The organism is Streptomyces sp. NBC_01618, from assembly GCF_045209435.1.
Classification (GTDB): domain Bacteria; phylum Actinomycetota; class Actinomycetes; order Streptomycetales; family Streptomycetaceae; genus Streptomyces.
In genome coordinates, this window is sequence record NZ_CP109297.1 from 4,927,589 (window position 1) to 4,939,380 (window position 11,792).

An 11,792-nucleotide genomic window follows, 5' to 3' on the forward strand; every position below is an offset into this window, starting at 1 on the left:
GGCGCCGGGCGCTCAGCCGGTTTTGCGCCCCTCGCCGGTCTCGTCCTCCGGGCCCTTGACCACGTAATCGGCCAGCTCCGCCCGGAGTTCGTCGAGATCCATCGCCCGTACGCGGCCGAGCGCCTCGTCCCACTGCTCGGCCGCCCGCTCCACCGACGACCGGAAGCCGCGCCGTAGCGGCATGCCCGCGAGCAGCAGCGCGAACGCGGCGACCGGCCGGAGCAGCCACCGGCCGCGCAGGGTCAGCGTGACATCGACGTGCCACCGGCCCGCCTCGGCCGGCCGCGGCCTCAGGTGCAACTGAGCAACTCCCAGCCGGTGTTTCAGCCGCGCCACCGCCGGAGCTCGTGCCACGGCGGGCGCGCCCGGCACGAGCGCGGCAGCCGCCCACCAGGCGGCGAGGTCGAGCGTCGCCAGCCCCGACAGGCGGCGCAGCGAACCCGACCCCTCCGGGCCCCGCAACAGCCCCTCGATCTCCAGCGAGACGGGGCGCTCGGGGGTGCGCAGCCGCACGTCCAGCTGCGTGCTGAGGTCCGGTGACCACATCAGCTGCTCCATGGCGAGCGCACCGGTGCGCCGCCACTCCCGTATCACCGTCGCCTCCAGCCCCTCGGTGTCGGTGCCGAGGGGCTCGTAACGGGCACCCGGTGCGAGATGGTGTCCCTTGACCAGGCTCAGGCCGTACAGGGCCCGCCCGTCGGGCAGCACTATGTCACGGCCCCGGGCCCGGGTGGACTCGACGAGGTCGCAGACCAGCCCGGCGTACGTGTGGAGCAGGTCGCGGTCCAGCGCCACGACTGTGACGGTGTGCCGGAGGCGGGACATCTCTGCGGTCCCTCAGATGCTCATCGAGCGGGCCGTGTTGATCTGGGCCATCACCATCTGGAAGGTCTCCGGGCCCATCGCCGGGATCATCGTCGAGTGGTGCCTGCCGCCGCTGGTCACCGAGACCTGGATGTAGCCGGTCGTCTTCTTCTCCTTCATCAGGAGGAAGAGCAGACCGACCAGGCAGAGCAGCGCGAAGACGATCGCGAGCACGATCGCGACCGTCGGGATCTTCTCCTCGGTGCGTGACAGGTCCGTGGCCGTCCACACCGCGCCCTTGAGCGGCATCGTGCCGGCCGGTGTCACGATCTGGTCGTTCATGACGGTGATGTCGCCGAACGCCAGCATCGGCGCGCCCCCGCCGGGCGGCAGGCCCGGCTGCTGCGGGTAGCCGTAACCCGGCATGGTCGGCTGCCCCGCCTGCTCCGGGGGATAGCCGTATCCGGGCCGGGCCGCCGGATCGGGCTGCTGCGGGTAGCCGTAGGCGGGAGTGCCCGGGCCGGGCTGTCCGTGCGGTCGGCCGTCCGCGACGGTGGGCGGATGGCCCGGCTGCTGGGGAGGCCCCCACTTGTATGAGTCGTCCGCGTACGGATTCGGATCGCTCAACGTTCCCCGCTTTCGATCAAGCCTGCGCGCCCCGGGCCTTGTTGCGCCGGGGGCGGCGAACCGGTGTCCGGTTCCGCATGACCGTACCGTCAAGACCCGGACGGCGCAGCAAGAGGCCCCGTTTTCCGCACGGTTCGTGCGGAAAACGGGGCCCCGGATGCGACTGGTGCGTCAGTGGCGGTCAGAAGCGGCGCGTGATCAGCGCCCGCTTGACCTCCTGGATCGCCTTCGTGACCTCGATGCCACGCGGGCAGGCGTCCGTGCAGTTGAAGGTGGTGCGGCAACGCCACACCCCGTCACGGTCGTTCAGGATCTCCAGGCGCTGCTCGCCGCCCTCGTCGCGCGAGTCGAAGATGAAGCGGTGCGCGTTGACGATCGCCGCCGGGCCGAAGTACTGGCCGTCGTTCCAGAACACCGGGCACGAGGACGTGCACGCGGCGCACAGGATGCACTTGGTGGTGTCGTCGAAGCGCTCGCGGTCCTCGGCGGACTGCAGACGCTCGCGGGTCGGCTCGTTCCCCTTGGTGATGAGGAAGGGCATGACATCGCGGTAGGCCTGGAAGAACGGGTCCATGTCGACCACGAGGTCCTTGAGGACCGTGAGGCCCTTGATGGCCTCGACCGTGATCGGCTTCTCCGGGCTCAGGTCCTTGATCAGCGTCTTGCAGGCGAGCCTGTTCTTGCCGTTGATCCGCATCGCGTCGGAGCCGCAGATGCCGTGCGCGCAGGAGCGCCGGAAGGTCAGGGTGCCGTCCAGCTCCCACTTGATCTTGTGAAGGGCGTCGAGAACACGCTCCTTCGGGTCGATCGAGATCTGGAAGTCCTGCCACTGGGCCTCGTCGGAGACCTCGGGGTTGAACCGGCGGATCCGGAAGGTGGCCGTGATGTACGGGGAGTCGGCGAAGCCCGCCTCGGCCTGGCCGGCCTTTTCCATCGTCGGGGTAGCCATCAGTACTTACGCTCCATCGGCTGGTAGCGGGTCTGGACGACCGGCTTGTAGTCGAGCCGGATCGACTCGGTGCCGTCGGCCGCGACCTCGCGGTACGCCATGGTGTGGCGCATGAAGTTGACGTCGTCGCGGTTCGGGTAGTCCTCGCGGTAGTGACCGCCGCGGGACTCCTTGCGGGCCAGCGCGGAGGTCGCCATGACCTCGGCCAGGTCGAGCAGGTTGCCCAGCTCGACGGCCTCCAGGAGGTCCGTGTTGAACCGCTTGCCCTTGTCCTGGATGGACACGTCGAGGTAGCGCTTGCGCAGCTCGGCGATCTTGTCGACGGCCGTCTTGATGGTCTGCTCGGTGCGGAACACCATCACATTGGCGTCCATGCACTCCTGCAGCTCCTGACGGATCGTGGCGACCCGCTCGGTGCCCGTCGAGTTGCGCAGCCGCTCGATCTGTTCCTCGACCATCTGCGCCGGGTTCTCGGGAAGCTCGACGAAGTCGTTCTTCGCGGAGTACTCGGCGGCACCGATGCCCGAGCGGCGTCCGAAGACGTTGATGTCGAGCAGCGAGTTCGTGCCCAGCCGGTTGGCACCGTGCACGGAGACGCACGCGACCTCACCGGCGGCGTACAGGCCCGGCACGACGGTGGTGTTGTCGGCCAGCACCTCGCCATCGACGTTGGTCGGGATGCCGCCCATGGCGTAGTGCGCGGTCGGCTGGATCGGGATCGGGTCCGTGTAGGGCTCGATGCCGAGGTACGTACGCGCGAACTCGGTGATGTCAGGGAGCTTGGCGTCGAGCTGCTCCGGCGGCAGGTGCGTGAGGTCGAGGTAGACGTGGTCGCCCTCGGGACCGCAGCCACGGCCCTCACGGATCTCCGTGTAGATGGAGCGGGACACGACGTCACGGGACGCGAGGTCCTTCATGACGGGCGCGTACTTCTCCATGAAGCGCTCGCCGTCCTTGTTGCGGAGGATGCCGCCCTCACCGCGGGCGCCCTCCGTCAGCAGGATGCCCATGCGCCAGATGCCCGTCGGGTGGAACTGGAAGAACTCCATGTCCTCCAGCGGCAGGCCGCGGCGCCAGGCGGCGGCCTGGCCGTCACCGGTCAGGGTGTGCGCGTTCGACGTCACCTTGAAGAACTTGCCGGTGCCGCCGGAGGCGAAGATGATCGCCTTCGCCTGGAAGACGTGGATCTCGCCGGTCGCCAGCTCGTACGCGACGACGCCCGCGGACTTCTTGACGCCGTCGACCTCCTGGAGCAGGAGGTCCAGGACGTAGAACTCGTTGAAGAACTCCACGCCCTCCTTGACGCAGTTCTGGTACAGCGTCTGGAGGATCATGTGGCCGGTGCGGTCCGAGGCGTAGCAGGACCGGCGGACCGGGGCCTCGCCGTGGTTACGGCTGTGGCCGCCGAAGCGGCGCTGGTCGATCTTGCCCTCGGGCGTGCGGTTGAACGGCAGGCCCATCTTCTCCAGGTCGAGAACGGAGTCGATGGCCTCCTTCGCGAGGATCTCGGCGGCGTCCTGGTCGACCAGGTAGTCGCCGCCCTTGATCGTGTCGAAGGTGTGCCACTCCCAGTTGTCCTCCTCCACGTTGGCGAGCGCGGCGGCCATGCCGCCCTGCGCGGCGCCCGTGTGGGAGCGGGTGGGGTAGAGCTTCGTGAGCACGGCGGTACGGCTGCGCTTCGTGGACTCGATGGCCGCGCGCATACCGGCGCCGCCGGCGCCGACGATGACGGTGTCGTACTTGTGGATCTGCATGATTTCCTCTGGTCCCTCTGGCCCGGCGCCTAGCGGATGTTCGGGTCGAAGGTGAAGATCACCAGCGTGCCCAGCAGGACGGTGAACACCGTGGCGGTGTACAGCAGCATCTTCAGCCAGAAGCGGGTGTTGTCCCGTTCGGCGTAGTCGTTGATGACCGTACGGAGGCCGTTGGCGCCGTGCAGCATGGCCAGCCACAGCATCGCCAGGTCCCAGAGCTGCCAGAACGGCGAGGCCCAGCGGCCCGCCACGAAGGCGAAGCCGATCTTGGAGACACCGCCGTCCAGCACGAGCTGGATCAGCAGGTGGCCCAGGACCAGGACGACCAGGACGATGCCCGACAGGCGCATGAAGAGCCAGGCGTACATCTCGAAATTGGTGCGCGAACCCTTCGGGGTCTTGCCGGTCCGCGTGCGCGGCGGCTCGATGACCGGGGCCGGGTTCTCGACGTCGTAGAGGGAGACGCCCTCGACGGAGCCGATCGCGGCGGAGGACTCGGTGGACATTGGCCTCAGCTCCCGAAGACTGCGCGTACGGCGTGACCGAGGACCGGGTACAGAGCCCCGACCATCAGCACGATCCAGATGCCCACGACGGACCAGAGCATCTGCTTCTGGTAGCGCGGGCCCTTGGCCCAGAAGTCCACGGCGACGATGCGAAGACCGTTCAGCGCGTGGAAGAGAATGGCGGCCACGAGGCCGTATTCGAGGAGCGCGACGATCGGCGTCTTGTACGTGGCCACGACGTCGTCGTATGCCTCGGGGGAGACGCGGACGAGAGCGGTGTCCAGGACGTGTACGAACAGGAAGAAGAAAATGAGGACACCGGTGACTCGATGAGCCACCCAGGACCACATGCCTTCCCGGCCGCGGTACAGCGTTCCAGCCGGCACGGAAGAACCCTCCGGGAGCGGGGATTGGGGTCGGCCGGCTTGACTGTCGGTCTGACCCGGCCGGGTACGGTCCACCGGCCCTGGCCATCGTAGCGACGCTTTGTCGGTTCGATCGCGCGGGGGCCTCTGGTGTGATCAAAGTGGCAATCAAACTGCCACGGACGGGCTATAGCGGACCGGTGAACACCGCTGACCGGCCCCGTTCCGTTATGAACCCGATATCAGCTCGATGATGCGGCCCCGGGCGAGTCGCCGCATCTCCTCCGCGGTGACCACCCGCTCCTGGTCGGGGTCGTGGCCCAGCCTGGCCCGGATTCCGGCGAGCACCTGGTCCGGCTGTTCGGCGGGCTCGAAGCTGTCCAGGCAGATCACGAAGACATGGCCGAAGCGGCACTCGTACGCGGCGTGCGCGGCCCGCAGCGCGAGATGGGCGGAGCGCGGCGCGGCGTGGTGCAGTCCGGGGGAGACCTCGGCGGCGAGCGCCTCGGCGAGATCCGTGGGGGACAGGTCGTAGCCCGCCTCGTCGGCGGCGGCCAGCAGCGCGTCGAGGTCCGGGTACGGGCGGTGGGCGGCCAGCCGGCAGGCCCAGCGGCGGCTGCCGGAGCACTTCAGCAGGGCTGCCTCGGCCTCGGCGGCCGGCGCGGTGTTGAAGCGGTCGAGGCCCGGGAGCGCGGCCCGGTCCTGCGCCGCTCCGGAGGTCTGGACGGGTAGGGCCGTGCGGGTGGCCGGTTGCCTCAGTCGCTTCGGGAGGCCGGCGTGGGACTCGCTGGACCTGGACAGCGTGGGGCTCCTCGAATCAGCGGCATCGGTGAACCTGGAGTCCGGAGTGGGACGGGACGGGTGAGCCAGGCGGATGCAGGGTGAAGGGAGAGTGGCGGAGTGGAAAGAGAGCTGCGGAGTGAAAGAAGGGTTGCAGGGTGAAGGGAGAGGTGAATGTGCCTCAAAGCTAGCGAGGCCGGGGAACGGCCGTCCGTCGGATACGCGAACTTCACCCGGACGGGAGAGTTTCGGAACGCCTGAGGGACCGCGAGCCGAGGAGAATGCCCTGCTTACTCCCTCATTTCGGTTATGACTGCTCTGTTCGCCTCTGTTCCATCTGCCCCCACATGTCGGAGGTTTCTGACCGATGTCGCCCTCACGCGGCACTTTTGTGGCCGGTGCGGTCCTCACCGCGGCGGCCGCCGCGACGATCGCCGTCGTCGTCTGGCCGGAAAGTTCCGACAACGGACCCGCGGGGGAGTCGGGGGCCCGCACCCCCTCGGGCTCCTCGGCCGCCCCCTCGCCGACCCGCAGCTACCCGCTCTCCACCCCGCCCCGCACCATCCCCGCCGTACGCGAGCACATCGCCGCCCGCGGCCCCGGCTGGCGGCCCGGCCCGGCCGCCGGGGTCGTCATCGCGCCCGGCAGCGGGTCGCTCGCGGACGAGGGGCAACTGCTCGCCCAGGAGCTGAAGATCCACTACCGGGGTGATGTCGCCGCCCGCGCGGGTGACGTGGAGCTGGCCCTCACCCCGGGCAAGGGCACCCCCGAGTCGTACACCCTCAGGACCCACGACGGGCGGGTCACGATCAGCGGACCCGACCAGGCCGGTGCCTTCTACGGAACCCGCACCCTGAAACAGTCCGTGCGCGCCGATGGCGCCATGCCCGAGGGCGAGGTGCGCGACCGCCCCGACCGGCCGCAGCGCGGCCTCAACCTCGACATCGCGCGCAAGTACTACAGCGTCGCGTGGATCGAGGACCGGCTGCGCGAGATGGCCGACCTCAAGCTCAACCAGCTCGGCCTGCACTTCTCCGACGACCAGGCGTTCCGGATCCAGTCCGACACCCACCCCGAGGTGGTGTCGCCGCAGCACCTCACCAAGGCGGAGGTGCGGCAGATCCTCGGCCTCGCGGGCCGGCTGCACATCCAGGTCGTCCCCGAGCTCGACTCCCCCGGCCATCTGGGCGCGGTCCTGCGGGCCCACCCCGACCTCCAGCTGCGCAACGTGTCGGGTGTGCGCTCGCCCGGATCGCTCGACATCTCCAACCCGGGGGCGGCGAAGCTCATCGACGAACTCCTCGGCGAGTTCACCGAGCTGTTCGGCGGCCGCTACTGGCATCTCGGCGCCGACGAATACCTCGCGCTGATGGCCCGTGACCCGGCCGCCTCGTACCCGCAGCTGCAACGCGCCGCCCAGCAGAAGTACGGACCGCGGGCCGGCATCAAGGACCTCGCCACCGGCTGGCTCAACGACCGCGCGGCGGTGGTGCGTCCGCACGGCAAGCGGCCCAAGGCGTGGAACGACGGCTTCTTCCGCGACGGAGTCGTCCACGCCGACAAGGACATCGAGGTCGAGTACTGGACGGGCAGGGAGTACGGTGCCCGGCCGCCGGAGGAGTATCTGCGCGAGGGACGGCGCGTGGTGAACCTCAACGACGAGTTCCTCTACTACGTACTCGGCCAGCCCAACAACTTCGTCTACCCCACGGGCAAGCGGATCTACGAACAGTGGACCCCGCTCGTCCTGCGCGGCACCCGGCCCGTCCCGGCGGGCTACTCCGGCCAGATCCTCGGCGGCCGGTTCGCGGTCTGGGGCGACCTCCCGAACGCGCAGACCCAGGCCCAGGTGGCGCAGGGCATCCGGATGCCGCTGCGGGCGATCAGCCAGAAGCTGTGGGACCCGCGGAAGCCGGGGCTGAGCTGGGACCAGTTCCGGGCGCTCGCCGCGCGGATCGACGGGGCGGGCTGAGCGGGCGGCCCTCGGCGTGTATCCGCTGGGCGCACAGTGAGCACCGGGGCGCGCGCCCACTGAGCGATGCTATTCGGCCTCCGGGGTGACGCTTTTGAGCCATCCGGCGCTGAATGCGGTAACTGGAAGTGCCGCGTCCCCGTGCACGCACGGGGACGCGGCCGACGGGAGACGCCGATGAGCCTGCTGGAACTGATCGCCGCCGCCGACGAACGGGGGCTCGCCGCGAGCGCGGTCGCCTGCCTCGACCGCTGCCTGCCACGGCCCGCCGAGGGCTTCGACCCGGATCCGGTGCGCCCGCTCTGGGCCGGCTGCGCGGACGGCTCCGGATGGCCGGACCGCCTCGCGGAGGTCCGCGCCGCGCTGGACGCCGCTGCCGATACGGACGGGGCGGCGCCGCAGATCCGGAAGCTGCTGGGCGAGGCCCCCGTGGACCGGGCGGCGCCCGGACTGCGGGAGTGGGCGGACGCCTGCTCGCTCGCCGCGCTGGAGATCCACCAGCAGTTCGACACGCCGGGCGGTGACACGACCGCCGACGACACGGACCTGCTGCGGCGCTGCCGTACGGGCGACCCGGGTGGTGGCGGCCCACTGGTCACCGGTGAACTGCGCCGCCAGATCCAGATCCTGGAGACCCTCGCGGAGACCACGGGCACGGTCGGCGGCGGTGCGGCCCTGCGCCGGGTGCTCGACCTGTCGACCGAAGGCCGCCGGGTCCTGCGCGCGGTGGTGTCACGCCAGGCCCGCGGCCGGGCGTGATCCGAAAGGCTCCGCGTAAAGGCTCCGCACAGGGCTGGAGCCCCTCGGGTCGGTCTTACGCAGATCGCCGGCCGGGCGTGTCCTTGAGGGACGTGACGAACGACGTCCAGGCGGGGGCCGTGACCGTGAGGACCGGGCCGTGGGAGAGCTTGGAGTCGCGGACGGGGACGACGCCCGCGAGGCCGTCGGCGACCTCCACGCAGTTCCCGCCGTCGCCGTTGCTGTGGCTGCTCTTGCGCCAGCGGGCGGCGCCGGGGAAGGCCTCGGCGACCTCCACGCAGTCCCCGCCGTCGCCGTTGCTGTAGCTGCTCTTGCGCCAGCGGGCGGTGCTCAAGTCAATCCCGTTGCTTGCCATTTCGGTCATCCTCAGCCGCTTGCTCGATCAGGGCGAGGGACGCCTCCGGCGGCAGTGCGGCGGCCCTGAGCCGATCGTATGCCTTGCGGTACTGCTTCACGAGGGCCGGATCGTCGATGGTGTCACCGCTGTACTGCGCCTCCGTGTAGACCAGGGGCGGGGCGTCGGGGAAGGTCATGATCTTGGCCGTGCCCAGCATGAGGGGATGCGGCCCGCAGTTCCACGGAAGGATCTGTGGAACGATCCGGCGGCGCGTTGCCAGCGCCGCGATGCGCTCCAGCTGTTCGGCCGCCTGATCCGGTGGCAGCATCGGCTGGCGCAGCAGCGACTCGGGCAGGATCGCCCAGTATTCCGGGGTCTTGTGGTTGTCCTCGAACAGGCTGGCGCGCGCCATCCGGGCGGTGACCTTCTCCTCCACCTCGTCGTCGGGCGCCAGCGGGTGCGCCGCCCGGACCACCGCACGCGCGTACGCATCCGTCTGCAGCAGGCCGGGAATCAGAGTCGGGCACCACTCCTCGATGGTCTCCGCGTGCTTCTCCGCCTCCAGCACGCGCTCGAAGTAGCTGGCGTGGCCTCGCCTTTTCGCCTTCCGTACGTCCTCGCAGCGGCGCTGGAAGAAACCGTCGGTACCCAGCGCCCGGTCCACGTGCTCGGCCAGTTCGGCCGGCATGCGGCGCTGTCCGCGTTCGATCTCGCTGAGGTGGCTGGGGCCGTAGAAGCTGCCCTCCACCAGCTGCTGGAGGGTCAGCCCGGCCTCCTCCCGTTTCCAGCGCAACTCCTTGCCGTAGAAGGTGGGGACGCTTGCCGACCCGTCGATGTCCTTGCGCTGTCCCATCGTTCACCGCCATTGGTGTCGTTGCCGCCCGTTTCACGGCGTGTCCGCCCGGGTCCCGGGGATTCCCGCGCCGATGCCAACACGCAAGGGCGTACGCGCAGTTCACGGCCGGGAGCCGAAGTTCTTTCACGGTAGGCCGTGACGCGTCAGAGTGTGAGTGATTCGTCACAGAGCGCACTGGAAGGTGTGACACTCCAATGAACGACCACCCCCAAGGCGGCACGGGTACGGATGCCGATGTGCAGGACTGCGTGAACGACCTGCGGGCCGCGCTGGCCGCCCACGGCGTCACGCTGCCCTCCCTCGGCATCGACCTGCCGACCTTCGCCGCCCGCTACCGCACTCCGCCGCTCGTCACGCTGGGCAACTGCAATCTGCCCACCGCACGCGCTCTGGTCGCCGCGCTGCGCAAGGGAGTCGCGTGATGCGAGAACCGCTGATCCTGGAGCTTCTCGCCGTCCCCGAGGCCGTGCCCGAGGTGCGCCGCGCTCTGCGCGTGTACCTGGACGGCCCCTGCGACGACCTCCAGTTGTGTGCCACCGAGCTGATCACCAACGTCATCCGCCACCTCGGCGAGGGCGTCCCCGTAACGGTCCGCGCCTTGTGCGACCAGGACCGTACGCGATTGGAGGTCACCGACCCCGACCCCCGGGCCCTGCCCGTCCTGTGCAGGGCGGCCGGCGACGACGAGACCGGCCGCGGCCTCACCCTGCTCGATGCACTGGCTCTGCGCTGGGGCGTGGAGCAGGGCCCCGGTACCAAGACGGTGTGGTGCGAGGTGTTGGGCGGCGACCGCACGCCTCCCGGTGAGCCCTCCGCGGGTATTCGGGTCGATTCGGCAGGGATGTCCGTGGGCGTGATCGCAAGGTGAATGCTGCTGTACAGTCCGCCCGCCGTGCAGGCTCGGTGGTCATGACGAAGGAATAGGTACGTGCGAATTCGTTTCAGGTGCGCTGTGTTGCTTCTCCCTCTGTCCCTCTCGCTCGCCGCTTGCGGCGCCGAGGGCGGGCAGTCGGAATCGGCTGTGTCGAAGAGCTCGAAGAGCCCGGGAAGCTCGGAGACGAAGGAGTCGTCGAAGCCTTCCGCCGCTGCCGAGCCCGAGTCGCCGCAGGACTTCCTCGACCTCGCCGAGAAGGCGATGGCGGAGGAGGGCGCGTGGACGTTCTCCGTGAAGGGGCGGGAAGGGCTGACGCTGTCGGGCCAGGAGAGCGCTGCCTCCTACCGGGCCACGGTCCGGCGCGGCATGGCGCCGGAGGCGCTGCACTCGCAGGGCGTCAGCACCAGCAGCAAGGGGGCCAAGGAGAACGAGGAGATCTACGTCGTCGACGGCACGGCGTACCTCAAGAAGGGTGGCGCACCGTGGCAGGACGCGCCCGCCTCCGATCCCGAGATGCGGAACAAGGTCGAGGACCCGGTCGCGGCCATCGAGGAGTTCCGGGCGTACGCGCGGGCCGCCACCGGTGACGAGGTGAAGGCGACCGAGGTGGACGGCACGGTCGAACTCCGCGTCGGCAGCGACAAGCGGAAGCTGACAGCCGTCCGGGACCGTGCGTGGGTGAAGAAGGCGGTGCGGGAGTTCGACCCCACTGCCGAGCAGCTCCGCACAGCCGGCATCCCGGTGAACGACGCGCAGCTCACCCTGTCCGGCCTGCAGGAGGTGTTGGTCCTGGACGCGACGACGTACCGCATCAAGAGCCACCGCTTCGAGTTCGGCTTCCTGATCCCCTACGGCGGCCAGAACATCACGTTCGAGCAGGACGTACAGCAGGCGAACCAGGGCACGTTCGACGGGAAGATCGAGCTTCCGGCCGGCGTGCGCTGACCTGGTCCGTAGTTCCGGCAGTGGAGGTCGCTGCGCTCAGCTCCCCAGGAGCTCCGGAGGGCATCGCCCTGTGCAGTGGTTTTGCCCGAAAGGTGCGGGCGCTCGCGATCGGCTGCCGGGGCGATGTATGCGCCACGATGGACCGGATCACGGCCTGGATCAGGCCGGGCGCTCATCCTCGTATCGCCATCGGCTGAGGGAAGGGGGAAGGGAAGTAGACCTTCGAGCAGGGGGCAAGGTTGTGCTCGGCGAAGAGATTCGGCC

14 protein-coding genes are annotated in these 11,792 nt (G+C 69.6%); 5 read left to right on the forward strand and 9 right to left on the reverse strand.

The features are described 5' to 3' along the window. Positions 1–12: 12 nt before the first annotated feature. The 7 genes from OH735_RS23055 to OH735_RS23085 form a co-directional block, all read right to left on the reverse strand. Positions 13–825, reverse strand: a complete 813-nt coding sequence (locus OH735_RS23055) for a hypothetical protein (RefSeq protein WP_406383407.1) — start codon at positions 823–825, stop codon at positions 13–15. Between the two features lie 12 nt (positions 826–837). Then, positions 838–1,431 carry a hypothetical protein gene (locus OH735_RS23060; protein ID WP_406383408.1) on the reverse strand — a complete coding sequence of 198 codons (594 nt, stop codon included), beginning with the start codon at positions 1,429–1,431 and terminating at the stop codon, positions 838–840. A gap of 181 nt (positions 1,432–1,612) precedes the next feature. Further along, positions 1,613–2,380, reverse strand: coding sequence for a succinate dehydrogenase iron-sulfur subunit (locus tag OH735_RS23065; protein ID WP_406383409.1), 768 nt, complete (start codon positions 2,378–2,380; stop codon positions 1,613–1,615). Next, positions 2,380–4,134 carry a succinate dehydrogenase flavoprotein subunit gene (gene sdhA / locus OH735_RS23070; RefSeq protein ID WP_406383410.1) on the reverse strand — a complete coding sequence of 585 codons (1,755 nt, stop codon included), beginning with the start codon at positions 4,132–4,134 and terminating at the stop codon, positions 2,380–2,382. Before sdhA ends, OH735_RS23065 begins: the two co-directional genes overlap by 1 nt. Before the next feature lie 29 nt (positions 4,135–4,163). Next, the gene (locus tag OH735_RS23075) at positions 4,164–4,640 is read right to left on the reverse strand and encodes a succinate dehydrogenase hydrophobic membrane anchor subunit (protein WP_406383411.1); all 477 of its coding nucleotides are present in this window, start codon (positions 4,638–4,640) and stop codon (positions 4,164–4,166) included. Positions 4,641–4,645: 5 nt separating this feature from the next. Beyond that, complete coding sequence (gene sdhC / locus OH735_RS23080) at positions 4,646–5,026, reverse strand: succinate dehydrogenase, cytochrome b556 subunit (protein ID WP_266913134.1); 381 nt, start codon at positions 5,024–5,026, stop codon at positions 4,646–4,648. Between the two features lie 207 nt (positions 5,027–5,233). Then, entirely contained in the window at positions 5,234–5,764 is a 531-nt protein-coding gene (locus OH735_RS23085; RefSeq protein ID WP_406386693.1) for a 2-oxo-4-hydroxy-4-carboxy-5-ureidoimidazoline decarboxylase, read from the reverse strand. A gap of 388 nt (positions 5,765–6,152) precedes the next feature. Between OH735_RS23085 and OH735_RS23090 the strand changes: the two genes are divergently transcribed. Beyond that, positions 6,153–7,757, forward strand: a complete 1,605-nt coding sequence (locus OH735_RS23090) for a beta-N-acetylhexosaminidase (protein ID WP_406383412.1) — start codon at positions 6,153–6,155, stop codon at positions 7,755–7,757. Positions 7,758–7,934: 177 nt separating this feature from the next. After that, the gene (locus tag OH735_RS23095; RefSeq protein ID WP_406383414.1) at positions 7,935–8,516 is read left to right on the forward strand and encodes a hypothetical protein; all 582 of its coding nucleotides are present in this window, start codon (positions 7,935–7,937) and stop codon (positions 8,514–8,516) included. A gap of 55 nt (positions 8,517–8,571) precedes the next feature. Here OH735_RS23095 and OH735_RS23100 read toward each other — a convergent pair whose 3' ends face one another. Both OH735_RS23100 and OH735_RS23105 read right to left on the reverse strand, forming a co-directional pair. Continuing rightward, the gene (locus OH735_RS23100) at positions 8,572–8,871 is read right to left on the reverse strand and encodes a DUF397 domain-containing protein (RefSeq protein ID WP_406383415.1); all 300 of its coding nucleotides are present in this window, start codon (positions 8,869–8,871) and stop codon (positions 8,572–8,574) included. Continuing rightward, on the reverse strand, positions 8,852–9,706 hold the full coding sequence (locus tag OH735_RS23105) for a helix-turn-helix domain-containing protein (protein WP_406383416.1): 855 nt from the start codon (positions 9,704–9,706) through the stop codon (positions 8,852–8,854). The genes OH735_RS23100 and OH735_RS23105 overlap by 20 nt, the downstream gene beginning before the upstream one ends. Before the next feature lie 197 nt (positions 9,707–9,903). Here OH735_RS23105 and OH735_RS23110 point away from each other — a divergent pair, with 197 nt between their 5' ends. From OH735_RS23110 to OH735_RS23120, 3 genes are all read left to right on the forward strand, one after another. Then, positions 9,904–10,131: a hypothetical protein gene (locus tag OH735_RS23110; RefSeq protein ID WP_406383417.1), complete on the forward strand. Its 228-nt coding sequence runs from the start codon at positions 9,904–9,906 to the stop codon at positions 10,129–10,131. Further along, a complete protein-coding gene (locus OH735_RS23115) occupies positions 10,131–10,577 on the forward strand; it encodes an ATP-binding protein (RefSeq protein ID WP_406383419.1) in 447 nt (148 codons plus the stop codon). The genes OH735_RS23110 and OH735_RS23115 overlap by 1 nt, the downstream gene beginning before the upstream one ends. An 84-nt stretch (positions 10,578–10,661) precedes the next feature. Next, positions 10,662–11,528, forward strand: a complete 867-nt coding sequence (locus tag OH735_RS23120) for a hypothetical protein (RefSeq protein ID WP_406383420.1) — start codon at positions 10,662–10,664, stop codon at positions 11,526–11,528. Positions 11,529–11,792 lie beyond the last annotated feature (264 nt).

What these genes read in the sequence shown, in the direction of transcription:
- OH735_RS23055 (WP_406383407.1), bottom strand. Translation starts at nt 825, where the DNA reads ATGTCCCGCCTCCGGCACACCGTCACAGTCGTGGCGCTGGACCGCGAC.
- OH735_RS23065 (WP_406383409.1), bottom strand. Translation starts at nt 2,380, where the DNA reads ATGGCTACCCCGACGATGGAAAAGGCCGGCCAGGCCGAGGCGGGCTTC.
- sdhA (WP_406383410.1), bottom strand. Translation starts at nt 4,134, where the DNA reads ATGCAGATCCACAAGTACGACACCGTCATCGTCGGCGCCGGCGGCGCC.
- OH735_RS23075 (WP_406383411.1), bottom strand. Translation starts at nt 4,640, where the DNA reads ATGTCCACCGAGTCCTCCGCCGCGATCGGCTCCGTCGAGGGCGTCTCC.
- OH735_RS23090 (WP_406383412.1), top strand. Translation starts at nt 6,153, where the DNA reads ATGTCGCCCTCACGCGGCACTTTTGTGGCCGGTGCGGTCCTCACCGCG.
- OH735_RS23095 (WP_406383414.1), top strand. Translation starts at nt 7,935, where the DNA reads ATGAGCCTGCTGGAACTGATCGCCGCCGCCGACGAACGGGGGCTCGCC.
- OH735_RS23100 (WP_406383415.1), bottom strand. Translation starts at nt 8,871, where the DNA reads ATGGCAAGCAACGGGATTGACTTGAGCACCGCCCGCTGGCGCAAGAGC.
- OH735_RS23105 (WP_406383416.1), bottom strand. Translation starts at nt 9,706, where the DNA reads ATGGGACAGCGCAAGGACATCGACGGGTCGGCAAGCGTCCCCACCTTC.
- OH735_RS23110 (WP_406383417.1), top strand. Translation starts at nt 9,904, where the DNA reads ATGAACGACCACCCCCAAGGCGGCACGGGTACGGATGCCGATGTGCAG.
- OH735_RS23115 (WP_406383419.1), top strand. Translation starts at nt 10,131, where the DNA reads ATGCGAGAACCGCTGATCCTGGAGCTTCTCGCCGTCCCCGAGGCCGTG.